The sequence below is a fragment of the Paenibacillus sp. RC334 genome, from assembly GCF_030034735.1.
Lineage (GTDB): Bacteria > Bacillota > Bacilli > Paenibacillales > Paenibacillaceae > Paenibacillus > Paenibacillus terrae_A.
Map to the genome: position 1 here is coordinate 2,040,089 of NZ_CP125370.1, position 25,548 is coordinate 2,065,636.

General features: G+C 49.7%; 19 protein-coding genes and 2 pseudogenes. 14 read left to right on the plus strand and 7 right to left on the minus strand.

Features of this window, described 5'->3' with window-relative positions; all coding sequences use genetic code 11:
• The first annotated feature begins 15 nt into the window (after positions 1 to 15).
• The 4 genes from QMK20_RS09645 (at position 16) to QMK20_RS09660 (ending at position 3,620) form a co-directional block, all read left to right on the plus strand.
• The gene (locus QMK20_RS09645; protein WP_283655539.1) at positions 16 to 1,767 is read left to right on the plus strand and encodes a hypothetical protein; all 1,752 of its coding nucleotides are present in this window, start codon (positions 16 to 18) and stop codon (positions 1,765 to 1,767) included.
• Positions 1,768 to 1,953: 186 nt separating this feature from the next.
• On the plus strand, positions 1,954 to 2,691 hold the full coding sequence (locus QMK20_RS09650) for a DUF1361 domain-containing protein (RefSeq protein ID WP_283655540.1): 738 nt from the start codon (positions 1,954 to 1,956) through the stop codon (positions 2,689 to 2,691).
• A 66-nt stretch (positions 2,692 to 2,757) separates the two neighbouring features.
• Positions 2,758 to 2,961, plus strand: coding sequence for a YwbE family protein (locus QMK20_RS09655; protein ID WP_283655541.1), 204 nt, complete (start codon positions 2,758 to 2,760; stop codon positions 2,959 to 2,961).
• Positions 2,962 to 2,987: 26 nt separating this feature from the next.
• On the plus strand, positions 2,988 to 3,620 hold the full coding sequence (locus QMK20_RS09660; RefSeq protein WP_283655542.1) for a DUF2238 domain-containing protein: 633 nt from the start codon (positions 2,988 to 2,990) through the stop codon (positions 3,618 to 3,620).
• A 132-nt stretch (positions 3,621 to 3,752) separates the two neighbouring features.
• Here the strand turns inward: QMK20_RS09660 and QMK20_RS09665 are convergent, their stop codons facing one another.
• Entirely contained in the window at positions 3,753 to 4,922 is a 1,170-nt protein-coding gene (locus QMK20_RS09665; protein WP_283655543.1) for a glycosyltransferase family 4 protein, read from the minus strand.
• 93 nt (positions 4,923 to 5,015) lie between these two features.
• Positions 5,016 to 6,321 (minus strand): annotated as a pseudogene (locus QMK20_RS09670) (MFS transporter).
• 205 nt (positions 6,322 to 6,526) lie between these two features.
• On the opposite strand from QMK20_RS09670, the gene QMK20_RS09675 reads away from it, so the two are divergent.
• The 4 genes from QMK20_RS09675 to QMK20_RS09690 all read left to right on the plus strand — a co-directional run bounded on the left by QMK20_RS09675 (position 6,527) and on the right by QMK20_RS09690 (position 12,653).
• Positions 6,527 to 7,558: an FUSC family protein gene (locus tag QMK20_RS09675; protein WP_283655544.1), complete on the plus strand. Its 1,032-nt coding sequence runs from the start codon at positions 6,527 to 6,529 to the stop codon at positions 7,556 to 7,558.
• A gap of 308 nt (positions 7,559 to 7,866) precedes the next feature.
• Positions 7,867 to 10,245, plus strand: coding sequence for an RNA polymerase recycling motor HelD (helD, locus tag QMK20_RS09680; RefSeq protein ID WP_283656237.1), 2,379 nt, complete (start codon positions 7,867 to 7,869; stop codon positions 10,243 to 10,245).
• Positions 10,246 to 10,328: 83 nt separating this feature from the next.
• The gene (locus QMK20_RS09685; RefSeq protein ID WP_283655545.1) at positions 10,329 to 12,170 is read left to right on the plus strand and encodes an adenine deaminase; all 1,842 of its coding nucleotides are present in this window, start codon (positions 10,329 to 10,331) and stop codon (positions 12,168 to 12,170) included.
• 162 nt (positions 12,171 to 12,332) lie between these two features.
• Positions 12,333 to 12,653, plus strand: a complete 321-nt coding sequence (locus tag QMK20_RS09690) for a Crp/Fnr family transcriptional regulator (protein WP_283655546.1) — start codon at positions 12,333 to 12,335, stop codon at positions 12,651 to 12,653.
• Between the two features lie 73 nt (positions 12,654 to 12,726).
• Here QMK20_RS09690 and QMK20_RS09695 read toward each other — a convergent pair whose 3' ends face one another.
• Positions 12,727 to 13,656, minus strand: coding sequence for a helix-turn-helix transcriptional regulator (locus QMK20_RS09695; RefSeq protein WP_283655547.1), 930 nt, complete (start codon positions 13,654 to 13,656; stop codon positions 12,727 to 12,729).
• A gap of 187 nt (positions 13,657 to 13,843) precedes the next feature.
• On the opposite strand from QMK20_RS09695, the gene yicI reads away from it, so the two are divergent.
• Positions 13,844 to 16,168: an alpha-xylosidase gene (gene yicI / locus QMK20_RS09700; RefSeq protein WP_283655548.1), complete on the plus strand. Its 2,325-nt coding sequence runs from the start codon at positions 13,844 to 13,846 to the stop codon at positions 16,166 to 16,168.
• Positions 16,169 to 16,315: 147 nt separating this feature from the next.
• On the opposite strand, the gene QMK20_RS09705 is transcribed toward yicI, so the two are convergent.
• Positions 16,316 to 17,266 carry a serine hydrolase domain-containing protein gene (locus QMK20_RS09705; RefSeq protein WP_283655549.1) on the minus strand — a complete coding sequence of 317 codons (951 nt, stop codon included), beginning with the start codon at positions 17,264 to 17,266 and terminating at the stop codon, positions 16,316 to 16,318.
• A gap of 279 nt (positions 17,267 to 17,545) precedes the next feature.
• Here QMK20_RS09705 and QMK20_RS09710 point away from each other — a divergent pair, with 279 nt between their 5' ends.
• Together QMK20_RS09710 and QMK20_RS09715 are read left to right on the plus strand one after the other, a co-directional pair.
• Positions 17,546 to 19,261: a methyl-accepting chemotaxis protein gene (locus tag QMK20_RS09710; RefSeq protein WP_283655550.1), complete on the plus strand. Its 1,716-nt coding sequence runs from the start codon at positions 17,546 to 17,548 to the stop codon at positions 19,259 to 19,261.
• A 90-nt stretch (positions 19,262 to 19,351) separates the two neighbouring features.
• Positions 19,352 to 20,663: pseudogene (locus tag QMK20_RS09715) on the plus strand (MFS transporter).
• Between the two features lie 71 nt (positions 20,664 to 20,734).
• On the opposite strand, the gene QMK20_RS09720 reads toward QMK20_RS09715, so the two are convergent.
• Complete coding sequence (locus QMK20_RS09720; RefSeq protein WP_283655551.1) at positions 20,735 to 21,934, minus strand: MFS transporter; 1,200 nt, start codon at positions 21,932 to 21,934, stop codon at positions 20,735 to 20,737.
• A gap of 1 nt (position 21,935) precedes the next feature.
• Positions 21,936 to 22,391: a MarR family winged helix-turn-helix transcriptional regulator gene (locus QMK20_RS09725; RefSeq protein ID WP_283655552.1), complete on the minus strand. Its 456-nt coding sequence runs from the start codon at positions 22,389 to 22,391 to the stop codon at positions 21,936 to 21,938.
• Positions 22,392 to 22,546: 155 nt separating this feature from the next.
• Here QMK20_RS09725 and QMK20_RS09730 point away from each other — a divergent pair, with 155 nt between their 5' ends.
• Entirely contained in the window at positions 22,547 to 23,242 is a 696-nt protein-coding gene (locus QMK20_RS09730; protein ID WP_283655553.1) for a DUF7002 family protein, read from the plus strand.
• 75 nt (positions 23,243 to 23,317) lie between these two features.
• Here the strand turns inward: QMK20_RS09730 and fsa are convergent, their stop codons facing one another.
• A complete protein-coding gene (gene fsa / locus QMK20_RS09735) occupies positions 23,318 to 23,965 on the minus strand; it encodes a fructose-6-phosphate aldolase (RefSeq protein WP_044646942.1) in 648 nt (215 codons plus the stop codon).
• Between the two features lie 186 nt (positions 23,966 to 24,151).
• On the opposite strand from fsa, the gene QMK20_RS09740 reads away from it, so the two are divergent.
• Positions 24,152 to 24,868, plus strand: coding sequence for a CBS domain-containing protein (locus tag QMK20_RS09740; protein WP_349361932.1), 717 nt, complete (start codon positions 24,152 to 24,154; stop codon positions 24,866 to 24,868).
• Positions 24,869 to 24,890: 22 nt separating this feature from the next.
• The gene (locus QMK20_RS09745; RefSeq protein WP_283655554.1) at positions 24,891 to 25,511 is read left to right on the plus strand and encodes a TraX family protein; all 621 of its coding nucleotides are present in this window, start codon (positions 24,891 to 24,893) and stop codon (positions 25,509 to 25,511) included.
• Positions 25,512 to 25,548: the final 37 nt, after the last annotated feature.

The window sequence follows — 25,548 nt, forward strand, 5'->3', positions numbered from 1 at the left end:
ACAGGGGCTGAGGGAATGTATAGTAAAATTGTAGCGGTCAATGATGCCTGGGTGAAACCGGGCATGGACCATCAGGTGCTGGAAGTCGACAACCGTTATTATGGTGGGGTGACCGATGATGAGAACGGGATTGCCTGGCCTAATCATTCGGTTGGCACTCCTGCGGCAATGGCGGTCTGGGCGGCCGCGCTCGTCAATCCGGATTCCGCTTATTACCGGAATGAGGGTGTGCTGATCCGACTGGAGCTGGCGGCGCAGTACATGCTGCGCGTACAGCATGAGGACGGCTCTATTTCGCCGGGCTGGACCAATTTTCACTCGCCGCCGGATACGGCGTTCGTGGTAGTGGGCTACGCTCAGGTCTACCAGTTGCTGATCGGTGACGACTGGCTGGAGCTGCGCCGGGTGACTGACGCGATCCGCCTGTTTCTGGAGCGGACGATTCCGGTCATGCTGACCGGAGGCTGCCATACGCCGAATCACCGTTGGGTACTGTGCGCTGCTCTGGGCTTCCTGCACGAGCTGTTTGATCTGCCCGAAGCGCTCGCCCAGGCCAGCATGTGGCTGGCAGAAGGACTGGACGGGACGCCGGATGGCGAATGGACGGAACGCAGCAATGGAATTTATAATGCTGTCAGCGATATTATGCTGATTCATGCCGCCCGTTTATTGAAGCTGCCGGAGCTGCTTGAGCCGGTACGGCGCAATTTGCACATGATGGTGTATCTTGTCCATCCGGATGGGGAAGTGGTCACAGAGTATTCGGGAAGACAGGACTTCGGCGTGATGATGAATTTATCCTCCTATCTTCTCCCGTATGCCATGCTGGCTACCGAGGATGAGGATGCTATATTCGAAGCGATGGCTGTCGCCGCTGTTCAGGTAACGGATCATCCGGGCGGTGCTCCGATTAATGCGGCTGTGTGCTTCTTGCTGGAGCCACGTTTGCAAACCCGCAAAATATCGCCTGCTGCATTACCTGTCACCTATAACAAGCTGCTGAACGGAGACTTTCCGAGAACTGACTATCTGAGCCGGATGGACGAGGCAGGGCATCATCAGCACATTTATCACAGCAGGCTGCATACGGATTTTGGCGCTCTGGTTGCTCGATATCGGCAGAAGGATACCAGCGCGACGCTTATGACCGAGGCTTCATCGTTCCTGTCGTTGCGTCATGGAGATGCGCGTCTGCTGGCGGTTCAGGCAGCTTCCTATTTCTTGCCGGGCTTCGTGCCTATGCAGGAGTTGACTGCCCATGAAACCGGCTGGACGCTATCGGGTCAGCAGGCCAAAGGCTATTACGGGCCTGTTGCTGCCGCCGATCTGCCGCCTACCTCGCAGGAGGAAATTAGTCCGTGGTATTTGCTCCCGCATCACAAACGTCCACTAACCCATGAACAAAAGCATGAAATCCGGGTGGATGTGGATCGTCAGGAGGATGTGTGGACGCTTCGTTTTCGTTCAGAAGGTCCGGTGGACTGCATGACACAGATTTTATTTGTTTTTGGGCGTGAAGGGAAATTCACTTGCGGGGAATATAGGCTGGTTAATGAAGCGGTGCAATGCTGGACTGGCGGTATGGCGCGCTATGAATCAGGAAATGCGTGGTTTGAGCTGACAGGAACAGCGATGGAGCATACGGCTAACTCGGTTCGGGGGGCTGCATACCCAGTGGATTGTCACACATTGCTGGTCAATTGGATGGCTCCGTTTGATCAGACGATCACGATCCGCATGTCGCCTTTGCCTGTGAGTGAAGTTTGAGGTTCGATGAGCACCTGTTTCCGAGGATGAGATCAGTCTCGTAAAACAGGTGCTTTTTCGCGTCTTGAAGCATGCTGAATGGAGCGCTTCCATTGAGCTTGAAGCGATTGTGGTGTACACTGTCCAGAACAGGTGTAAATTGGAACGTCAAAAGGCTGGACGGCTGCAAAGGAGGAAAAGACACACATGTATGCCCGTTTAAGATCGTTAAATTATCCTATAAAAGGGTATGTTTTTATCGTATTAGCTGTATGCTCAGTGATCAGCACCTTGTGGATCATTAACGTGCGGCTGCCCTCGGGAGGCCGCCCTTATCTTTTTATTTGGTGGAATATGATGCTGGCCTGGATCCCGATGCTTTTAACGCTGCTGCTTGATGTGATTTATAGTTCCTGGCGGCGGGGAACGAGAACATTTTTGCTCTGGATAACGGGAGCGGTATGGCTCTTTTTTTATCCCAACACACCGTATTTAATCACAGATTTGCTGCATGTATTCGCCCGATATCCATTTCTGGGGGAGCAACGCTTCTGGGGAGAGCCTTATTTCTGGAATCATGTACTGGGCATGCTGTTGGTCGCTGTCCTTGGACTTACGATGGGATTTATATCTCTAGAATCTGTACGACAGCTGGTACGACGTGCACGTGGCGGGTTTGTAAGCTGGCTGTTTGTGCTGGCGGTATTGCTGCTCAGCAGCTTGGGCATTTATATTGGCCGTTTCTTTCGGGGAAATACGTGGGATATTATTTCTGCGCCTTCCCAGCTGTATGTGCAGGTGTCCTCCATATGGGCAGATACCCTACAGCGTACTCATTTTGTGGAGTTTAGCGGGATGGTATTTGCTATTTTGTTCATTAGCTATGTATCCACGATGTGCGTGGTTTGGATCGGATACAGCCGTCGGGATGAATGGCGTAACTAATGATTTAGATGCGACTGAGTGGCTGAGTAGCTTCATAAGCTTGAATAGAGAGGAGGAATAGAAACCATGAACGGACAGAACCGATCAGATATTCGCGCAGGGCTTCAGGTAGATATTGTGCTTAAAAAAGATCAGCCTACCGGAAAGCTGACACGAGGAACGGTGAAGGATATTTTGACCAATTCTTCGCGTCATCCGCATGGAATCAAAGTGCGTTTGGCAGACGGACAGGTTGGGCGTGTCAAGCATATCGTAACGAATGAAGGATAGAGCTGCGGGCTGAGGAGGAATGACGCATGAAACAGGCAACGGCAAGGTCGAAACATGATCGCTACCCGCTTGTTTTGCTTGTATTACTGGTGCTTGCTCTCATCTGGTCCTTTATCCATCCGGCGGATCATTTTACTTGGGTACTGGAAGTTCTTCCGGCGATTTTGGGAGCTGGACTGCTGGTGGCTGTTTACCGCCAATTCCGGTTCACGAATCTGGTGTATACTCTGATATGGCTGCATGCGCTGATTTTGATTGTCGGCGGGCATTATACCTATGCGGAAGTGCCCCTGTTTAACTGGATACGGGATACATTCGGGCTGGAGCGTAATTATTACGACCGACTTGGGCACTTTGCGCAAGGCTTTGTGCCTGCGCTTATTGTCAGAGAAGTGCTGCTGCGTAAAACGACCTTGGGAAGCGGAGGCTGGCTGACCTTTCTCACGGTTAGTGTGTGCCTTGCGATTAGTGCTGCGTATGAGCTGATTGAGTTTGCCGTAGCCAAGGCGACTGGAACGGCCGCAGAAGCCTTTTTGGGAACCCAAGGGGATATATGGGATACCCAATGGGATATGCTTCTCGCTTTGATCGGCGCTCTGACAGCCGTGATTCTATTGAGCGGAGTACATAACAAGCTGCTGAAACAGCTAAGATATTAATGTGTTCCTTTCTTTAGGAGAACATAGCTGGACGGTATAAAGTTATAATGATAGTGGAGGGTGGTTATAGAATGCATGCTAAAGCATTTTTAACCACCCTTTGATGTATCCTGAGATCGGCAGTTTCCAGGGCTACATATGCGTCATAGGGCGGCTGTCGAGATGCAGGGTTGCGGCACCCATGTAGCTGTCCAGCAGTCGTTCGAAAATGCGGTCCCATGTCTGTTCCACGCTGTAGGCTCTACCCGCCACGGACATAGAATCACGAAGTGGTCTGTCTTTGTACAACAGGTGCACAGCTTCGGCAAAGGAAGCGGCATCTCCGGCAGGACACAACAAGCCCGTTTTCCCATGAATGAGATTATCCTTTACCCCGCCTTCATCGGCACCGACCACGGGTGTTCCGCTCGCCATGGCTTCCAGCACGACGTTGCCGAATGTTTCCGTAGTGGAGGGGAACAGGAATACATCCGCTGCGGCGTATAGCCCCGCTAATTCCTGCCCTTTCACAAAGCCAAGCCAATGGACTGCATGCTCTGGCACCCCCATGTCTGCCGCTGTTTTGACCTTGTACAGTGGACCGTCTCCTGCAATGACCAGCACAGATTCTGCCCGGACATCGTCCGGCAACTGGAGGTAAGCATCCAGTAAGGTGTCTATTCCCTTTTCTGGTGCAAGTCTGCCGACATATAAAATAACGAATGCGTCTGCACGAACGCCCCATTTTCTCCATACTGCGTGACGATCCACTTTAGGTTGGAAGCGATGGGTATCAATGCCCCTGCCCCAGATTTCGAGTTGACTCATTCCTTTATTGTGCAATAACTCCATGGTTGACCCAGAGGGTACATACACCCTTTCACAATGTCTGTGAAACCAGAGCATGTATTTCCACAAGGCAGGTTCAAGCCAGCGAAGCTTGTAATATTCGAGGTATTTATCAAAGTGGGTATGATATGAGGCGACGAGCGGAACATGGTGTTTGGCTGCGTAGCTTGTTCCGTACAGGCCAAGGTTAAATGGGGTAGCGACATGAATCAGGTGCGGGGAAAAGGCGGACAAACGGTCGTTGATCTGTTTGGCGTTGGGGATCGCAAGCCTGCATTCCCGGTACAACAAAAAAGGAATGCTCCGAAGCCGTTCTACACCCGGTCCGGAGGGCAGACGGTGGTCTGCCTCCGGTGCGAAGACGAGCGTAGATACCCCATGTTTCTCCAGATAGCCAATCCATCGTTCCAGTGTCAGGGCAGCGCCATTTACGTCAGGCGCATACGTGTCCGTAAATAAAGCGACTCGAAGCATGCCTTCATTCCTCCTCCGCCATTCTCATTTATCCTATGACGATCCAGGGGAGTCCGCTTGGAGGCTCCGGCTTTTATTGTGCCATGATTTTGTTTACGGGCTTGCCGGGTTTTGTAAAAGCTGACCCGCGGACGGGCGGTTTTCTCGGAACATCCAATAGTAGACGAGGGAGGACAAAATATAAAATACACCTGTCATACTGAACGTGATGGCATAGCCCCAGTAATTGCCGTAGGTCGTAACCAGATAGGCTTGTACAGGTCCCATGCCTGCGGTTCCTAGCATCCAGGTCGTCTGGAGAACCGAGTTGGCAATCCCCCCGGTTCTTATCCGATACACGTTCCACCAGAATGGCGGTTTGCAGCGGATTGGCGGCATTCATCAACGCTTGCCTGAACAGAAAGCTGATGGAAGCAATCCAGAGGACATTTGTGAAGCCGGTAATCAGGAGAAACGGGAGCGAGAGCAATTGGAAGCCAACGACAGCCTTGACCAGTCCGATTCGGCTGCCAAGCGTAGGCCCGATCAGCATAGAGAGGATCGTCATCAGCTGACCGAGAGCAATCAGCAAACTCATCGCACTGAGCGATACGGAAAAGCGGTTCGTAAAATACAAATTGAGATAAGGGATGACCAGACCTGAGCCCAACCCGAGAAAAAACTGGGCAAGGACAAATTGTCCGATGACTCTGGTATCCGAAGAAGCAGCAGGAGCAGGTGGTACTGGTAAAGCGGACGTGGATTCCGCCGTATTCGCTGATACCGGTTCAGGTGTCGATTTCGCAAGGGCCGCTTCTTCCTCAACATGAGTTGCTTTTGTCATGAACAATAATGGTATAAAAGCGGTTAATGTTGCCGTTCCTCCGAGGAACAGGGCAACCCGCAGACTGGAGAGCTGTGTGATCCCCCACGTTTGCAGCCCATCCGCAAGCACACCACCGCCAAAGCTCCCCATGACCTGTGCTGCGAGTACAAGAGCAGAGTAATAGCTGAATATTTTCAAGCGTTGGGCTTTGCTGATGCTTTCCGCTAAAAAGGGTACAGCCAGCACCTGAATAAAGGCGGCGAATACACCCGAAACGACGGCGAAAACCAGCATACTGCCACTGGTATCCGTAAAGGTACGGATGAGAAAGGCAACACCGCTGAATAACGCGCCGATGACCAGCATGTGTTTGCGGCTCCTCCGATCCCCCAAAAAACCGACCGGAATAAATAGCAAGGCTGTAGCCAGTGCTTGCATGCTCACCACTCGGCCATTCATGTCATCCCCAAAGCCAAGCTCCTGGATATACAGGTTATACAGAACGGAAAACATTCCCGTACCCATCTGATACAGCAGATTGGCGATAAAAAACAATCGGATATTACGCGGCCACTTTCGAGGCTCGTCTAACATTTTGCTAATCCATGGCACGATGCGGTCCTCCTGTGACGTTGATACAGATCAGTAGATTGTATTGATATGTATTCTAGCAGGATCTGTGCATTTCATAAATATTCCTTGTCTCCGATTGTTTTGGGTAATAATAAAGCATGGACTTTACATTGAAATTTCATTATAGTAATTCGGTATGAATAAATTTGAAGGGTAAGCAGGAGGGATGGCTTTGGCTTTTGGAGCACGGGTGTTAAAAACGGGAATCGCAGTGACGCTCGCCCTTTTTCTGAGCATGCTTTTGAACACCCATTCGCCTGTGGGGGCAGCGATAGCCGCTATTTTTGCCATGCAACCGTCAATATACAGGTCGTGGCGTTATTTTCTGGATCAACTCCAAACAAGCACACTAGGTGCAATCATGGCTTTGCTGGGCGGAATGGTATTTTCGAATGAGCCTATTGCGGTTGGTTTGGTATGTGTGCTGGTACTTATGATATGTCTGAAATTAAATATGGCTGATACGGTAGGACTAACACTGGTAACCGTTGTTTCTGTCATGGAAGCCTCGGATGACTGGAAATTTGCGGTGACCCGTTTTGTGCTTACTTTAATCGGGATTGTTTCTGCTTTTGTTATTAATATTACGGTGTTTCCTCCGAAACCGAAAAGACAGTTTATCAATCAGATTCAAAGTGTATTTAACACTATGTCCTTGCTGCTGCGCACCGCCATTTCCGATGAGATTAAGGAGTCTGTCTTTAAAGAGGAAAAAGGCAATCTGGAGGGAGCCATAAAATCGCTATCGGATAAATATCATTTGTTCGAGGAAGAGCAGAAGAAGCTCAAGCGCTCCCGGTTCAGTCAGACGAGACAGATGGTGGTATACAAGCAAATGCTCGGAAGTTTGCACAAAGGATATGAGGTACTGGACGCGGTGGAAAGGCACTACTTCCAGTCTGTGCGACCGAAGGGAACGGATGCGTTTTTTGATGGTCATCTGGAACTGCTGATTCGGTTCCATGAACATGCGCTGCTGAAGTTTGAAGATAAGCTGAAACCGAACGAGGACGAAAGCGAAATGTTCCAGCAGGCGAACGGTGAGTTTATGAAGCATGCGATTACCCGTTTTGACCACTGTCAGGAGGGGATGCTGAGACTCTCGATTGTGGCTGCTGCGATGTATGACTATGGTCATCAACTGGAGCGGTTGAGCAGACTGGCGGAACATATTCATCCTGTGGAAGAGAGCAAGTAGCGAATGTATGAAAAAGTAAAAAGCGGCCGTATTCATCTTATAGATGGACGACCGCTTTTTACGTATATAAAGGCATAAAAAAAGCCCGCTGGTTGCGAACAGGGGTTAAACTTGCTACAATAGAGGATGCTATGTTTATGATAAAACCATAAGTTTAAAGTCGTTAATCACACTTCTTTTTATATTATAGCATGTTTCAAAGTGTAAGTCAATTTTCCCGGATCAGAGGGATGCCAGGGGTATACCCAGGTCCATAATAGAGCATAGTTTAGCCCTGCGGTGGAGCAGGAGGAAACGGAACAGGAGTGATGCCAGTGGCTACTGAGCAGCAATGGAACGAGGAACAACGGAGAGTAGAGGACGTGACTGCTGTCATTAGCGGGCGAATTCGGAAGCTGGAGACGGAGGTTGGCTCTGTACGCGGAGATGTCGTAGATATGCGTAAAGACTTTTGGGATGAGGTAACGATCAACTTTAGTGAGGCGGATGATGTGGGAGAGACATCCACCAGTTTACGTCAGCAATCTGAAATTCTGTCGGAACGGGAGCGCAGGCACAAGCATTCTACAGAGGCGCTAGGTCGTTTGAAAAAGCTGCTGGAATCACCGTATTTTGCACGTATTGATTTTGCTGAGGAAGGGCAGCCCGCAGAGCGTGTTTATCTGGGGATTGCTTCCCTGCTGGATAATCAGGATGAGGAATTTCTGGTCTACGACTGGCGTGCGCCGATTTCCAATCTCTATTACGATAATATGCCGGGTCCCGCTTCCTATAAGACTCCAGCAGGGGAAATGGAAGGAGAACTGACGCTCAAGCGCCAATTCTCGATCCGAGATGGACAGATTCGTTTTATGTTCGATACAGGGGTAACGATTGGAGACGAGCTGCTACAGGCGGTGCTGAGTCGCAGCTCGGATGCTCAGATGAAAAGTATCGTGGCAACCATCCAAAAGGAGCAGAATCGCATCATTCGTGATGATCGAAGCCGGATGCTTATCGTACAGGGGGCGGCAGGAAGCGGCAAAACATCTGCTGCGCTCCAGAGAGTAGCCTATTTGCTGTATAAGTACCGTGACCGCTTGCGCGCGGATCAGGTAGTGCTATTTTCGCCCAATCCGATGTTTAACAGCTATGTTTCGACGGTATTACCTGAATTGGGTGAGGAAAACATGCTCCAGGCGACGCTTCAGGAGTATTTGGAGCGTCGGCTGGGCCGGGAGTTTCAATTGGAAGACCCTTTTGAGCAGCTGGAATATGTATTGTCGGCATCTTCACAGCCGGGGTATGAGGCCAGAATGGAAGGCATCCGCTTTAAGTCGTCCAAGACGTTTTTGCAAGCCATTACCGGATACAAGGCGTATTTGGAGCAGGAGGGTATGCGTTTTAAACCGATCCGGTTTCAAGGGCGCGAGGTGGTTCCATTGGAGGAAATGGTGCATAAGTTTTATGGGTTTGATGCTTCGGTTCGGCTGGCGAATCGGCTGGAGCTGCTTCGGGATTGGATGCTCAAGGAGCTGGCCCGTTTCGGTAAAGAGGAATGCTCCGCTCCATGGGTTGATCAGCAGATGGACCTGATGGAACCTGAGGATTACCAGCGTGCTTATAATCGCATGCGGCGTAAATCCAAGAATAAAGGCCATACCTTTGACGATTTTACACGTGAACGGGAAATATTGGCGCGAATGGTGGTCAGTGACCGCTTGAAGCCTTTGCGTAAATGGATCAAAGCACTTCGCTTTGTGGACACGACCCGCTTATATGGCGAGTTGTTCCTGAATGAGACGCTACTGAGCCAGCTGGCCAATCACGCCGAGCTGCCCGATAGCTGGAGTGAAATCAGCCGTCAAACGCTGGATCGGATGCAGGCCGGGGAACTGGCATATGAGGACGTGACACCATTTTTATATCTGCGTGAGCTGATGTTGGGCTTCCGTTCCAATAGCCATATCCGTCATGTGTTTATTGATGAAGCACAGGACTATTCACCCTTCCAATTGGCTTTTTTCAAACGCTTGTTTCCACAGGCTAAAATGACCGCGCTGGGCGATTTTAATCAGGCGATCTATGCGCATGCTTCTGTCCTTCAGGATGCGGAGCCTCTCTATGAGCTGTATGGAGCGGAACAAACCGAGATGATTTCCCTGACACGCAGCTACCGCTCGACACAGGAAATTGTGGAGTTTACCCGGGGAATGGTGGCTGGAGGCGAGCATATTGTACCGTTTAACCGCAAGGGTGAGAAGCCTCGTGTTACGGAGGTACGTTCGCGTGAAACGCTGTATCGTCTGATCGTCGGGAACATCACGGAATTGCTGGCAGAGGGTTATGAATCCGTGGCAGTGATCTGCAAAAATGCCGGAGAAAGTGCGACAGCTTATGAAGCGCTCGAAGGAGAGTTGCCCGTGAAGCCAAGGCTGATCAAGAAGACAACCCCGGCTTTTGAAAAGGGAGTCCATATCATTCCGGCTTACCTGGCAAAAGGCGTGGAATTTGATGCGGTCCTGATCTATGACGGTTCAGCGGAGCAATATCAGCGTGAAAGTGAGCGCAAGCTGTTCTACACTGCCTGTACACGGGCTATGCATTTGCTACACATCTATACGATAGGCGAAATTACACCGTTCGTGAGTTCGCAGGTATCGGATACGTATACCCGTAAAGTGGAAGAAAGTGATCCTGTTCTGTAAGACTGGCATAATTGTACGTATTCCAGTAACATAAGCAAATAAGAAAAACAGGTAAGAAGCATAAACGGAGGTTACAAAACGTAATGGACATGAAGAGTGTATTTCAACGCGCGCCGCTGGCGGACTGTGTACCCGAGCTGGTAGCTACAGCCAGAGGGGAGCGCAAGGCATCGCTGGTTATCCGCGGAGGAACGCTGGTCAATGTGGTATCGGGCGAATTATTACCGGGAATGTCTATTGCTGTGCAGGGCTCCCGTATCGCATACGTCGGTCGGGACGTTAGCCATACCATTGGAGAAGACACCGTGATCATTGAAGCGGAAGGCCGCTATATGGCACCGGGATTACTGGATGGACATTGTCACATCGAAAGCACGCAGCTTACGGTAACCGAGTTTGCAAAAGCGGTGCTGCCGCTGGGCGTGACGGGTGGATTTTTTGACCCGCATGAAATTTCCAATGTTCTCGGTCTGAAAGGGCTTCGCCTGATGCTTGATGAAGCACGTACGACACCGCTGGCTGCTTACATGCAGGTGGCTTCTTGTGTTCCGTCCACAGGGCCGGAACTGGAAACGACAGGGGCCTCCTTCGGCCCGGCGGAAGTCGAGGAAGCCTTAAGCTGGGGCCCGGATATGATCGGGCTGGGCGAAGTTATGAATTTCCCGGGCGTTGTCTATGGAGACGATGTGATGATCGGGGAAATTCAGGCCACGCTGCGCGCGGGCAAGGTGGCGGACGGCCATTTTACATGGGCTTCCGACGATTGGCGGCTGCCAGTATATGCAGCCGCAGGGATTACAGGCGACCACGAATGTGTCACGCCCGAGGATGTAGCCGAGCGTATCCGGCTCGGCATGTATGCCAAAATGCGGCAGGGCTCCGCATGGCATGATGTGGCCGAGACCATCCGCGCCAGCACGGAAATGGGCCTCGACACCCGTCGCATGATGCTGGTGACGGATGACCGCAGCGCGGAATCCTTGCTCCATGAGGGTCAGATGGACTTCGTCGTGCGTCATGCCATTGCGCAGGGCGTCAAGCCCGTGACCGCGTTTCAGATGGCTACGCTGAATACGGCAGAGCGCTTCGGCGTAGCACGGGATATCGGCTCGATTATTCCGGGGGCGATTGCCGATATTATTTTGCTCGATGGCCGTCTGGCCGAAGTGAACGTGACCGCTACGATTGCGGCGGGTCAACTGGTGGCCGAGCACGGCCAAATGGTCGCCGATTGGGAGGGCTTCGTTTATCCTGCGGAAGTGATGGACACGGTCCGTCTGGGACGCGACCTGAGCGCTGCGGATTTCCGCATTGCGGCTCCAGTACAGGAGGGGAACGTACCTGTACGAGTCATTCGTGTCACGGAAAATCACGTGGACACGAAGGAAGTGCGGATGACCGTTCCGGTCCGCAATGGTGAGGTCACGGCAGATCCCGCGCAGGATCTGTGCAAAATAGCCGTCTTCGAGCGGCATCATGCCAGTGGCAGCCATGCGGTGGCACTCGTGACGGGCGTCGGTTTCACCGAGCCTGCTGCCATTGCCATGACTGTGGCGCATGACAGCCACAACCTGCTCGTCATTGGCAACGATGACGAGTTGATGACCCAGGCGGCGAAGCAGGCCGTGGCTATGCGCGGCGGTGTAGTGGTCGTGTCCGCCTCGGGCGAAACGCGCTTCCCGCTGCCTATCGCCGGGCTGATGTCTCCTGCGCCGTTTGTAGAGGTGGCTGCGCAGTCCGAGAGCATCAGCCGGGCACTTCAGCAATCCGGCTGTGTGCTGAACAACGCACTGATGACACTGTCGCTGCTGGCGCTGGTCGTCATCCCCGAAATCCGCCTGTCGGATCAGGGGCTTGTTGTGATCGGAGCAGACGGTATCCGCAAGGTTTCGATCTTCGTCGAAGAGGATATTGCGGAAGCCTGACAGGCTACTTTGCCCATACGCGTGTATTTATGATATGTGCGCTTTTTTGAAAGGGGGTTGTCCCATAAGGTCTGTAAAGACTGGAGAGATAGCTCCTGTTTTCTGTATTTAAAAATCAAAAAGGTTTCCTTCTATTTAAGAATTCCGGGGAGCAATGAGCATATGTATCAGTATTATCTTTCATTAGAGCAGATGGTTTATCAGGCCTCGATTGTAGAGCAGGATTGGAACAGATTTGTAGAACGAACCCGTGTAAAACATGTACAGCAGGGAACGTATCTGATCGAAACGGGTGAACCCGTGAATCATGCCTATTTTTGCTCAGAGGGATTATTCCGTTTATTCTACACTTTAGCAGATGGCAGGGAGTATAATGTTGGCTTTTCGCCAGCAGATGATTACGAAGGAGCTTATGGATACAAGCCATATGTGGGAAGAAATTCGCGACTCGGAGCCATATACCAAGAGGTAAATGAAGATTAAAGATGTCGTATAAGGCGAATTCTTGAGCTGTTCATATTCAGCTTGGAGTTCGCCTTTTACTTTTTGCCATCCTTCAACTTATATCTGTGACAAAGGGCGTTGCTCCAACCATCTGCTCGGCTTCGTGCTGCTTGCGATATTGTGAAGGAGGCATGCCGTTCCATTTTTTAAAGGTTGCGATAAAATAGCTCAGATTATCAAAGCCAACCTCCAGCGCAATATCGACCACCTTGCGGTCACTTTGCTCCAGCAGTCTGCAAGCCTTCTGAACCCGGTGGTAATTGATGTATTCGACCGGGCTTTTTTGCACCATCTGCTTGAAGAAACGGCAAAAGTGTCCCTCGCTCATACGAATCTCATCCGCGATATCCCGCAAACGAATGGGCTCATGAGCATGACTGTTGATGTACGCCAGCGCTTTTTTGATTCGTTCGACTTTGCTGCGCTGACCTGCCATAATCACGTCTTCTCCGTTAGCCGGGGTCATATGAGGATACATGCTGGCGATGATGCCATAGAGCTGTGCCTTGGTCGCCAGCTCACGGGCAGGCGCATTCTGCTCATGGCTGGTGATGATGCGGCGCAGCGCGGTCAGTACCTCCTGTTCCCAAGGCAGGACCCCGCGAATGTGAGGGGGAACGACGAGCTTTTTGCTGATAAAAGGGTCGATAAACTGCTCCTGCACCGTATCCTGTGTCCGGCTGTGCAGCAGATCGGGATGAAATACCACAGCAGAGAATACGCAGCTTGGCGCTTTTTTTAAATATCCGGCGTGTAGCTCTCCGCTGTTGACAAAAAGAGCCTCACCTTCGCTGACCTCGGTGTATTCCATATCCGTCTGAAAGACGGCGCTACCCTGCTCCACGACGATAAACTCCATTTCCTCATGCCAATGAGACTCCAGCACGCTGTTTCCGTTCAACTGCTCTACGCTCGGATACACGCTGACCGGATACATGGGATTACCATGAATACGATTTTCCCGCAACATTTCCCGATTCATTTCACCCACTCCCTTCCTGATTTTTGTTTTGTATAGAAAATATCAAAATATTGATACAATACGTCAAAATAAAAGAAGTAAACCCTTACATAAATCAATATTATTATAGTAAGGATTTCGAAAAAATCCAACAAGCGATTTTATTTGGGTTCAACAATATATAGATCGAAACGGAGGAAATAAACAGATGAAATTTACAGATGGCTATTGGATGGTCCGCAAAGGCTATGAGATCCAAAATCCTGCGGAAATCCGTGATATTGTGACGGACGATGTTTCCATGACGGTATACGCGTCGACCCACCGGATCGAGCATAAAGGAGACACCCTGAACGGGGCGTTGCTGAAAGCGACCTATAGCTCGCCGATGCCGAATGTCATTCGGGTACGCTTTAACCACCACAAGGGGCGGGTGCATCATGGACCGGATTTTGAAATTCATACCTTGCCAACAGAGGTGGAGATTACGGCAGGTGAGGACGCAGCGGTGCTGAAAAGCGGTAATCTGAGTGTGCGTGTCGGTCGTGGAAAGAGCTGGGACGTAGGTTTTTATGTGGAGGATCGTAAAATCACGGGTAGCGGACATCGTGGGCCTGGATACATTACAGACCCACAGGATCAGCCTTTTTTCCGGGAGCAGCTGGAGTTGGGAATCGGGGAGTACGTATACGGCCTCGGGGAACGCTTCACTCCATTTGTGAAAAATGGGCAGGTGGTCGATATCTGGAATGAGGACGGCGGCACGAGCAGTGAGCAGGCGTACAAAAACATTCCATTTTACCTGTCTAATAAAGGGTATGGTGTGTTTGTCAATCATCCGGAAAAGGTATCGTATGAAATTGCATCGGAAAATGTCTCGAAGGTGCAGTTTAGCGTCTCTGGCGAATCGTTAGAGTATTTTATTATTGGCGGAGCCAACCCTAAAGAGGTGCTGGACAATTACACCAAGCTGACGGGCAAGCCCGCGTTACCACCTGCCTGGACCTTTGGTTTGTGGCTGACCACCTCGTTCACGACCGATTATGATGAAGCGACGGTGAATCATTTTGTGGACGGGATGGCTGAGCGTGATTTGCCGCTCTCGGTATTCCATTTTGACTGCTTCTGGATGAAGGAATACCAATGGTGCGATTTCCAATGGGATCAAGATATGTTCCCGGACCCGGAAGGTATGCTACAGCGTTTGAAAGCGAAGGGACTCAAAATTTGTGCTTGGATTAACCCGTATATTGCGGAAAAATCCATTTTATTCGATGAAGGCATGGAGAACGGGTATCTGGTCAAAACCGCCGATGGCGGCGTATGGCAATGGGACATGTGGCAGGCGGGTATGGGGCTGGTTGACTTTACGAATCCGGCTGCGGTGGCTTGGTATCAGGATAAGCTGAAGGTGCTGGTGGATCAGGGTGTGGATTGCTTTAAAACTGATTTTGGCGAGCGGATTCCTACGAATGTGGTGTATCATGACGGCTCTGATCCGGTGAAAATGCACAATTATTACACGCATTTGTACAACAAGGCTGTATTTGACGTGCTGGAGGAAAAGCTGGGTAAAAATGAAGCGGCGTTGTTCGCACGTTCCGCTACGGCCGGGGGACAGCAGTTCCCGGTTCACTGGGGCGGTGACTGCTCGTCGACATATGAGTCGATGGCGGAATCGCTGCGGGGCGGCTTATCGCTTGGTTTGAGCGGCTTTGGCTTCTGGAGCCATGATATTAGCGGCTTTGAATTAACGGCTGCGCCGGACGTGTATAAACGGTGGGTACAATTTGGGCTTTTGTCTTCCCACAGTCGTCTGCACGGAAATGAATCGTACCGCGTGCCTTGGCTGTTCGATGAAGAATCGGTGGATGTGGTTCGCAGCTTTACGAAGCTCAAATGTTCATTAATGCCGTATCTGTATCCGTCCGCTGTGGAATCCTCGGTGAAGGGTCTGCCGATGATGCGGGCAATGGTGCTGGAATTCCCGCTGGACCCGAGCTGTGCAACGCTGGATCTGCAATACATGCTGGGCGATTCCATTTTGGTGGCCCCGATCTTTAATAAGGAAGGCAACGTACAGTATTACGTTCCGGAGGGCCAGTGGACGAATCTGTTGACGAATGAAACCGTGTCGGGTGGTCGCTGGGTTAACGAGCATCACGATTTTACAACCCTGCCCGTGCTGGTGAAGCCGAACACGCTGCTGGCGATCGGTCATGAGGACAGCCGTCCGGATTATGATTATGCAGAACAAGTGTCTTTCCACTTGTTCGAGCTGGGTGAAGGGCAGCAGGCTCGGACGGTTATCGTGAACACTTCTGGTGAAGAAGAGCTGACCGTCACTGCCAGTCGCAAGGATGCTGTGATTACGGTGAAAGCTGAGGGTACGGTTAAACCATGGTCACTGGTACTGCGGTGCATTCACGAAGCTATTCAGGTCGAGGGTGGCAGCAGTCAAGCGGGAGAGCAGGGTGTGATCATTACACCAGCCTCAAGCGGACAGCAGGAGCTTACCATTCACTTGGGATAGGTCATGTACACTTTCGCTCACAAGTAAAATTCGCCATTCTATAGTGTAGCAATGTATTGCAAAAAGGGGCTTGCCTGATCAACCGGGCAGACCCTTTTTTGCTTTGGAGTCGTAATGGCAATTTTCAACTTAGGTTTCGATTTTTATTTACCCTTGCTGAACAAGCATCGGTACGATGTACTGCCTGAATATATCCACAGGAGTCCGCTTCTTTTTGAACTTGTCAGCAGTAACAACAACCACCATGTCATAAGACGGGACGACAACAATGTATTGACCGCCAAAGCCGAGCGCGTAATAATAATCCGTTTCAGCGCTTTTCTCCGTTTCGTCTGAAAAGGAAGAAGCCCACCAGTGCCAGCCGTAAAAGGCTTTTTGGGGTTTGGCCGTCGGAAGGAGCGCACGGGTGGAGTGCCGGACGGCCTCAGCTTGTATGAGCTGATGGCCTTCACAGCTTCCTTCGTTCAGGTAGAGCAGTCCAAATTGAAGCATATCCATGGGTTTGAGACGCAGTCCAAAGCCTCCTGTATGAGTGCCTTGCGGATCGGTTTCCCAATGGTAGTTTTCGATACCCAGCGGTTGGAATAACTGCTGCTCGGCAAATTCAGCTACCGCTTGTCCAGAAGCATGACGCAGAATGGTAGCCAAAAGCTGAGAACAGCCGGAGTTGTACTCCATTCGCGTACCTGGTACATCAGCGAGCGGCTGTGACAGCACAAATTGCACCCAGTCTGATGTTTTGCTCATCGTCGGAAATGAATTTTGCCCGCCAAATTCAGTCCAGTTAAAGCCCGCGGACATCGTTAACAGATGTTCAATCGTAATATCACGCTTTCGCGTATCGCTGTCCTTGGCAATCTGGGGAAAAAATTCGAGGATAGGTGTACCCGGCTGTGGTACGATTTGCTGATCCATGGCGATGCTGACTAATGCGGCAAGCACGCTTTTGTTGCACGAATTTATTTTATAGAGTTCATTTGCAAATTGAGGTTCACGGTAGTATTCCAGCGCCATGCTCCCATGCTGGAAGATCAGGCAGCTACGGATCTCCAGCTCGGTTAGTCCGCAAACAAGCGGTGTAAGTTCCAGACTACTCAAGTAAGTCCCTCCTTGACATTTATAGTACATAAATAAATAGTATATCATTTTTAAAGATCACAAATCCGATAAATCTCATGATCATCTAATAAGAGATGAATATAAGGATGGCGTTACTTTTTTTGTTTTTATTTCAGAAAAGAACATATTAATTCACCATATTGTCACAATTACATTGAAAAAACTATACACTTTTCTTGTTTCGTTCAACAACTTCAGCGAATTAAACGATATATAGTAAGTTGACATTATATTCAGACATAACTGGGGGACCGATTCATGAATTTAACGATTAAGGCTAAAATGATTCTTAGTGCGCTGCTTATTCCGGGTGTAATTGCAGCTATGCTGCTGACAAACTACATTCTGAGCGTACAAAATGAGAATAAATACAAGGATATTGTGAATCGTGAAGAGACCATTGTATATAATTCAAAGTCTCTTCAGTTTTTGTTAAACGGGATATCTAATGACGAGCGAGGATACTTGCTAACTCGGGATGAACAATATGGAAAAGGGATTGAAAGCAAGCAGAGCGAAATTGTGAAGCTGCTTCAGCAAACGGAAGCTTTGCTCGATCTGAATGCAGGAGATACGAAGAAAACGATGGATGATTTGAAAATGGGAATAAATTCCTATTTCAACCGCGTCCATGGATTATTGAATACAGCGGGTTACCGGAGTACGATCGATACGTTTCCCCCGTTTTCGGATTTACTCGATATATATGAAAATGAACGGGTTTTACGGAAACAGCTTGATGTGAAAATGATGGCGTTCGTTAAATCTCAGGAGGACATGGTAGCGGCGAAAGTACAAGAAGCCCACCAAACCATGACCAACACGATCTGGATTACGAGCATTCTGGGCTGTCTTATTATCATTTACAGTATTGCACAATCGATCATTTTGATTCGTTCCATCCGGCCGTTGTACCATATGAATGAACAGTTGCTGGAGATGTCAGCGGGCGGCGGAGATTTGCGTAGTCAACTCGATATTACGACCAAGGACGAGATTGGCATGATTGCCAGCTCGTACAACAAGCTGATCGCGGGCTTTCGCAATATTATTGTGGATGCTCAGGATACAGCCCGTACGTTATCTGTGACCGCCGAGCGGGTAAGCCTGAGCACTGAAGAAATGAATCAGGCCAATCGTCATACTTCCGGTGTGATGGAAGAGCTAGCGACTGGCATGGAGCATCAGGTCGATGACATCACACAGACCACAGATGCAGTAAAAGAGCTTGCTCATGGACTGGAGCATATTGCGGTGACGAGCCAGCAGGTGTACAAGCTGTCGGATATGGCTGCCAAGGACGCAGAAGCAGGAGAGCAATCCATCGGTCAGGCGATGAGGCAGATGGAAAAGGTAAGCGAAAGTGTAGATAGCTCTGCTCGTGCTGTACGTCTGCTTAGTAAACAGGCTGAACAGATCGGAATGATCGGTTCTGTCATTACCGGCATTGCCAAGCAGACAGGGATGCTGGCGCTTAACGCGTCGATTGAAGCCGCCAGAGCAGGAGAACAGGGCAAAGGATTTGCTGTCGTAGCATCTGAGGTAAGAAGGCTGTCTGACCAGGTATCCGTTTCAGCAGCGGAAATTACACAATTTGTGTATCATATCCAGGACCATGTGGGTAATGTCGCATCAACCATGCAAGCCGGAACAGTTGAAGTGCAGTCAGGTGTGAAGATCATGGAATCGGCCGAAACGGCATTTCGCCAGATTGGCAGCTCCATTCAGCAGGTCAGCGAACAGATTCACAGTGTGAATCTGTCTGTGGAACAGATGTCCACCGGATCGGGGCAAATGGTGGGAGCCGTGGAGCGTATCCGCGAAGTAGCGGAACAGTCCGCAGGCGGAACCCAGAGCGTCAGCGCAGCGGCTGAGGAGCAGCTGGCTTCCATGGAGGATATCGCGTCATCCATTCATACGCTGGCAGAAATGTCGAAATTGCTGAATGCAAGGGTTGGAGGATTTAAGGTGTAGCTGTATAAATCCACACTAATGTAAACACAATAACACTTGTTGAACCATTTTGGACAGCTGTGTTATTACTTTTGCAAAGGTGGTAACGGGATGCAACAAAATAAAGGGAATCTGCTTGCATTAGGTTCCATCCCGCTGATGATGACGCTGGGCAATTCCATGCTGATTCCTGTTTTGCCGGAAATCGGACGTAAGCTACATGTCAGCTCCTTTCGCATTAGCATGTTAATTACGGTATATGCGGTAGTTGCCATTTTGCTGATTCCAATCGCGGGATATCTCTCCGACCGATTTGGTCGCAAGGCGGTGATTGTGCCCTGCTTGATCCTGACGGTGATTGGCGGGGGGATTTCTGCGGTGGGGGCATGGCTGCTTCATGATCAGGCAGCGTACTGGACCATTATTGGGGGGCGGTTGCTTCAGGGGGTCGGAGCGGCGGGAGCTTTTCCCATTGTCATTCCGCTCGTGGGGGATTTGTATGAGAACGAGGAAGAAGCCAGCAAAAACCTGGGTGTAGTCGAGACCTATAATACATTCGGTAAAGTGCTAAGCCCAATTCTGGGTGCGGCACTCGGCGCAGTCCTTTGGTTTTTGCCATTGGCAGTGATTCCTGGCCTCTGTCTGATTTCGCTCATTTTGGTGCTTTGGCTGATTCATGCGCCCAAGCGTAAGAACCAACCGATAATGTTTCGGGAGTTTCTGGGAAATGTGAAGCAGGTGCTTGACGAAAAAGGACGCTGGCTATATGCAATTTTCGCCGTGGGCGGCATTTGTATGTTTGTCATTTTTGGCGTCCTGTTCTACTTATCCGACATACTGGAAAGTCGTTACAACCTTCGTGGGGTCTGGAAAGGGTTCGTGCTGGCGATTCCGTTGGTTTCTCTCTGTCTGTGCTCTTATATCGGAGGAAAAATCATCGGCAAGCACAAAAAACGGATGAAATGGATCGGTTTTTCCGGTTTGGCAGTGTTGACGATCAGCTTTGGCATTCTCGGATTTTTTTCAACATATTTATGCGGTGATCGGACTGTTTACATTGGGGGGAGCCGGAATTGGACTGGCACTGCCTTGTTTGGATGCCCTGATTACGAAAGGGATTGAAAAAGAGGAGCGCGGAACGATTACCAGCTTGTACAGCAGTATGCGCTTTGTCGGGGTGTCACTAGGTCCTCCGGTTGTATCCTTGCTGATCGGAAGCAGTGGACATAGTTTGCTTTTTGGCGTGATGGCCGGAGTGGGCGGAATTGCGGCTCTGCTCATGCTGTTTGCGGTCAAACCGAAGCAAGATGAACCCTCAGACGAAAAATCCGGTGAACATATGAACGCCACTGGGGGGCTGACAGACGTATCCCGGAAAAAGCCGCTTTCTTCCAAGCTGAGACGCAAAACCCCGGCCAAATAAGAGCGATATAAAACCAAAGAGCACCCGATTCCATGAAGCCATGGTGTTGGGTGCTCTTTTTGAAATATGCTTTACCCCTCGACAGGGACACGCGTTTTGGGCTTGCGACCTACAGCAAGCTGAATAATATAGATGAGCAGGAATAATACGATAAACAGCGAGGAAAGGCGATACATCCACGCATAATCGCTGGCTTTGGCGATAATACCAAGAATAAGCGCTCCGGCAGCGATTCCGAAATCAAGGGAGTTTAGAAACATACCGTTTGCCATGCCCCGTTGTTTGGGCGACACGACCTGAATCATCCACGTTTGCAAAGTCGGCTGCATGACGCCAAAACCGATGCCATAGCAAAGGGCAGACAGATACATGAAGGCATCACTGTGCGCATAGGAAAGCAGGATGAGACCGCCGAACAGGAACAGGGAACCGGGGATGAGCAGCGCTTTTGCTCCTTTTTTATCATAGATACGGCCTGAGAAGGGACGTACGATCAGAACGGACAGCGCATTAAACAGGAAAAAATAGGCCGGGTGCGACAAATTGGCTTCATCTCCGTAAAGCGCCATAAAGCCGATCAATCCGCCGTACGTAATAGACATGAGCATGTTCAGCAAGGCGGGAATCCAGAGCTTGCGGTTAAATGCCGGTTTTCGTCCTTCTTCCACAGGAACCATCGGCGGCTCAACATGTCCTTTCGGCAGGGTGCGAATCAGCCAGTAGGCCAACGGGAAAATGAGGACAATGACAGCTGAGGTCGTATATACAAGCAGATTAAAACTGCCATATTGCAGCATCGAAATACCGATGGTCGGTCCAATCGACATCGCCAGGCTGGTGGACAAGCTGAAATACCCCATTCCTTCACCGAGACGCTTGGCAGGAATGATATTTGAGGCCATGGTTGGAAAGGCGGTACTACTCAAACCGAAGCCGATGCCAAACAGCATACGCATGAGTAGCAACACCGTGATCGTCGGTGAAACGCTGTATCCGAGCGTACTCGCTAATCCGAACAGCAGACCGATGAAAATCAGGGTATTGCGATGCCCTTTTTCCAGCATACGGGCTGAAAAAAGCCTTGCCACAATCGCGCTCAATGCGAATAGCGTAGTGACGAGGCTGACCTGAACGGAGCTGGCGTGGAATGTATTTTTAACATACGCAGGAATGGAAGATACGATCATCTGTAATTCCAGAAATAAAAAAAGATTAGATACGGTTAAAACGATAAATTCCTTGGTCCAAAGAGGCTGCTTGCCTTTTTGCATGTTAGTCGTTCTCTCCTTGTTTTTCCGATTGAGTCAGGTTAGCGTGGACTTGTAAAAGAGTTTGACGGAACTGCTCCAGATCAGCAGGGGAAATTCCATTCACAAAATCGTGGTTGGCGCCGCGCTCGACCGGAAGAGTTTCCTCCACGAGCAGTCGTCCGGCTTCAGTCAAATGAAGCAAATACGCTCGACGGTCCTGTGGGCTATTCACACGTTGCACCCAACCCTTTTTGTCCAACAAATCAATAATTCGGGTCGTAGTTGGCTGGTCCTTAACCGCCTTAGCTGCAATTTCCTTCTGATTCAGACCTTCTGCCTGGTAGATTTGATACAGAACCGACCATTGCTCAGGGGAAATATCATAAGATTTAAGGCGATGCATAAGCTGCTGGCTCATCTTGCGGTGGGTAATGCCGAGCAGCATGCCGATGGAGCAATCCGGGGGCAGGTTATTCATGAGTAGCTCCTTTCTGTTTTCCGTACATAAATTAATTCAAAAGTAAATTAATTGTTAAAACAATTATATGTAAAACAAGTTGTTTTGTCAAAAAAAGTTGTACTTTATTCACCGTTTACTTTGAACTGGATTTCATTGGAGAGGGGAGAGAACTCATGGATAATGCGATTGTAACTGCCATCACCAAAGCCAAAAACAGGAAATCCTTATTTCATTTTACACGAGTATGTAATGTATCAATGATTGCTTATTTCGACGCTATATTGTCCAGTTACCAAATCAATCACCACATTGCAGGGGAACGCCGCGTAAAGGCGGTACAAGTAGATTATGAGGGGTATGATATCACTATAAATGCCCATCTGCGGATTCCTGACCAGATGATAGATGCTGCAATCACACAGGAGCAATTTAGGGAGGCGCTGGATCGGCATGTATTTTTTTGGCCCACGTTAAAGGATTGTCAGAAAATGATGAATACCTATTCACGAAGAGAACCGGAGGAAAGGTTTGCCGTTCTGGAATTGGACGCGTATTCCTTGATATCCGGGCATGCTTCCGCAGTGAAGCTCACCAAATATGATTCAGGAAGCTCGCCACGTTTTCCGGCCCATTGTTCCTACAAGAAAAGTCTGGACATGTTTTTACCTCTAGACCGCTTCCAGGTGGTACGGAATAATTTCGTGCCTGTTAAGCCATCCGACATACGAGAGGTCTTGGTAGAGGATCGGGTTAACCATATGTCTAGCTATCTGAAATCGGTTTACGTGGATCATGGTGAGGATGTGCCTGAACGCTGGAGAAACTTGACGCGGCCTTTGGCAGACTTGCGAAATATGGAGAGAAAATAATACGGACGAAAAAACAGCCCGCAATATGCGGGCTGTTCGGGTTTAAAGCAATATAGTTTTGCCGTTTCGGGCGAATTAGGCTTTAGGTACAGTTTCCCAGTCCTTCAGGAAGCGTTCAATACCGCTGTCAGTCAGCGGGTGTTTCCACAGGGAAGGGAGCAGGGAGCCAGGAATGGTGGCAATATGCGCACCAGACAGAGCAGCATCTTCCACATGCTTGATGTTACGGATGGAGGCTGCAATGATTTCGGCTTTCAGACCATGAATGTCCAAAATCTGTCTCAGTTCACGAATCAGCTTCATACCGTCAACAGCGATATCATCCAGACGTCCTACGAACGGGCTGATAAAAGTAGCGCCAGCTTTGGCAGCCATCAAACCTTGAGCCGCGGAGAAAATCAGCGTTACATTCGTTTTAATCCCGTTTTTGGTCAGTTCGTTACAAGCATACAAACCGTCTTCAGTCATAGGCAGCTTAATAACAACGTTCGGTGCCCATTTGGCAATCTCATAAGCTTCCTTGAGCATATCCTCGGCTTTCAAGCCAATGACCTCAGCACTCACGGGACCTTCCACGATACCGCAAATCTCCTGAATGACTTCCTTGAACACCCGACCTTCCTTAGCGATCAGCGAAGGGTTCGTTGTTACACCATCAACCAGACCCAAACGTTCAATACGTTTGATTTCTTCAATGTTACCAGTATCCAAGAAAAATTTCATTTGATTTCCTCCTCAGGTTTTTTAAAATTCATAATACATATCACACACCATGTACATCAGCCAAATAAAAGATAGCATATTGCACACGTTAAACTTATAATTAGTATGTATTACATACTCAATTGTGACACATTTTAAAATTGAAAACAAGCTGTCTTTGATTAAAATTTGATGAATTGTCGGAAAATGCGGAAATTTACCGATCTATGCTCATCTATAATGTATACTACCCCATTCTATAAGGAGGTAATCATTATTCAACTGTCTGAAAGACAGCGGGAAATTGTTGATATTGTCCAGCGCCTGGCGCCTGTTACGGGGGATAAAATTGCTGAGGAGTTGGGGTTGACGCGACCGACCCTCCGTTCCGATCTTGCGCTGCTCGTCATGCTCGGTCTGATAGACGCCAAGCCGAAGGTAGGATATCTGCCAGGCCGTTACCCTAAATACGACAGTCATGTTGGCACCATGCTCAAAAAGCTGACTGTGGCTGATGTGCTCAGTGATCCGATTTTAATTTCTGGTGACGCTACGGCTTACGATGCGGTACTGATGTTATTTCAGCAAAATACCGGTACGCTGATGGTCACAGGAGAGGATCAGGAGCTGATCGGAATTGTTACTCGCAAGGATCTGCTGAAGGTGACGCTGGGGCATACCGATCTTCACGCTGTTCCGGTAACGATGGCAATGACGCGACGCGCCCAAATGACGACACTCACTCCGGGCGATTCTCTGCTGGAGGCGATATCCAGGCTCGTTCGTCATCAGGTCAATTGCCTTCCGGTCATGGATGAGCAGTGTATGGAGACCTCCTTCATTCAAACCAATGGATTGGTGGGCCGGGTTACCAAAACGGATATCATGAACGCTATTTTGAGCTTGACGGAAGAGAAGACGTAAAAGAAGAAAAAGGGGGCCTTATATGTACTGGTTGGCCATGCTGACCATGCTGATTGATCATGTTGGACTTGTATTTTTTCCGACTGATCCGGCCTGGAGAATTGCCGGCAGGCTTGCTTTTCCAATCTATGCATATGCGCTGTATATGGGGTATGCCCGCACTCGTAATATGCGAGGTTATATGCTCCGCTTGCTCGGAATCGCCCTGATTTCTCAGGTGCCCTATATGCTGGCGTTTGATGTGTATAGACCAAACGTGGTCTGGACGCTGTTGATCTCGTTGCTGGCGCTGGCTGCTGCGTCGCGATTGAAGAATTGGGTGGCTATAACAGGATTATATGTGCTCACAGCTCTGGTCATGGAGCTTAGCCTGATGGATTACGGAGCCTATGGACTGCTGCTCGTCCTCATTTACCGCTATACCCGCTCCTATATGATGGTTGCGGCGCATTTTGCGCTGAACGTCTTATATGATATGGTGCATCACGCGAATCTCCAGCATTTTAGCCTGCTGTCCACCATTCTTATCGCATGCTTTGCATCCGGGGAGAGCAGATTTTATAGCCGGGTACCGCGCTGGTTGTGGCGCAGCTTTTATCCGGTGCATCTGGCTGCTATTGCGGCCATTCGTCTCTGGCTCTAATCATAAGCTCATCATCTTCAAAATCAGCAAAAGAACC

Bases quoted from the DNA above. Each gene is read 5' to 3' on its own strand.
- QMK20_RS09665 (WP_283655543.1), bottom strand. From the start codon at position 4,922: ATGCTTCGAGTCGCTTTATTTACGGACACGTATGCGCCTGACGTAAAT.
- fsa (WP_044646942.1), bottom strand. From the start codon at position 23,965: ATGAAATTTTTCTTGGATACTGGTAACATTGAAGAAATCAAACGTATT.
- QMK20_RS09695 (WP_283655547.1), bottom strand. From the start codon at position 13,656: ATGAATCGGGAAATGTTGCGGGAAAATCGTATTCATGGTAATCCCATG.
- QMK20_RS09645 (WP_283655539.1), top strand. From the start codon at position 16: ATGTATAGTAAAATTGTAGCGGTCAATGATGCCTGGGTGAAACCGGGC.
- QMK20_RS09725 (WP_283655552.1), bottom strand. From the start codon at position 22,391: ATGAATAACCTGCCCCCGGATTGCTCCATCGGCATGCTGCTCGGCATT.
- QMK20_RS09730 (WP_283655553.1), top strand. From the start codon at position 22,547: ATGGATAATGCGATTGTAACTGCCATCACCAAAGCCAAAAACAGGAAA.
- yicI (WP_283655548.1), top strand. From the start codon at position 13,844: ATGAAATTTACAGATGGCTATTGGATGGTCCGCAAAGGCTATGAGATC.
- QMK20_RS09660 (WP_283655542.1), top strand. From the start codon at position 2,988: ATGAAACAGGCAACGGCAAGGTCGAAACATGATCGCTACCCGCTTGTT.
- QMK20_RS09745 (WP_283655554.1), top strand. From the start codon at position 24,891: ATGTACTGGTTGGCCATGCTGACCATGCTGATTGATCATGTTGGACTT.
- QMK20_RS09720 (WP_283655551.1), bottom strand. From the start codon at position 21,934: ATGCAAAAAGGCAAGCAGCCTCTTTGGACCAAGGAATTTATCGTTTTA.
- QMK20_RS09740 (WP_349361932.1), top strand. From the start codon at position 24,152: ATGCGGAAATTTACCGATCTATGCTCATCTATAATGTATACTACCCCA.
- QMK20_RS09655 (WP_283655541.1), top strand. From the start codon at position 2,758: ATGAACGGACAGAACCGATCAGATATTCGCGCAGGGCTTCAGGTAGAT.
- QMK20_RS09710 (WP_283655550.1), top strand. From the start codon at position 17,546: ATGAATTTAACGATTAAGGCTAAAATGATTCTTAGTGCGCTGCTTATT.
- QMK20_RS09690 (WP_283655546.1), top strand. From the start codon at position 12,333: ATGTATCAGTATTATCTTTCATTAGAGCAGATGGTTTATCAGGCCTCG.
- QMK20_RS09650 (WP_283655540.1), top strand. From the start codon at position 1,954: ATGTATGCCCGTTTAAGATCGTTAAATTATCCTATAAAAGGGTATGTT.
- helD (WP_283656237.1), top strand. From the start codon at position 7,867: ATGCCAGTGGCTACTGAGCAGCAATGGAACGAGGAACAACGGAGAGTA.
- QMK20_RS09685 (WP_283655545.1), top strand. From the start codon at position 10,329: ATGGACATGAAGAGTGTATTTCAACGCGCGCCGCTGGCGGACTGTGTA.
- QMK20_RS09675 (WP_283655544.1), top strand. From the start codon at position 6,527: ATGGCTTTGGCTTTTGGAGCACGGGTGTTAAAAACGGGAATCGCAGTG.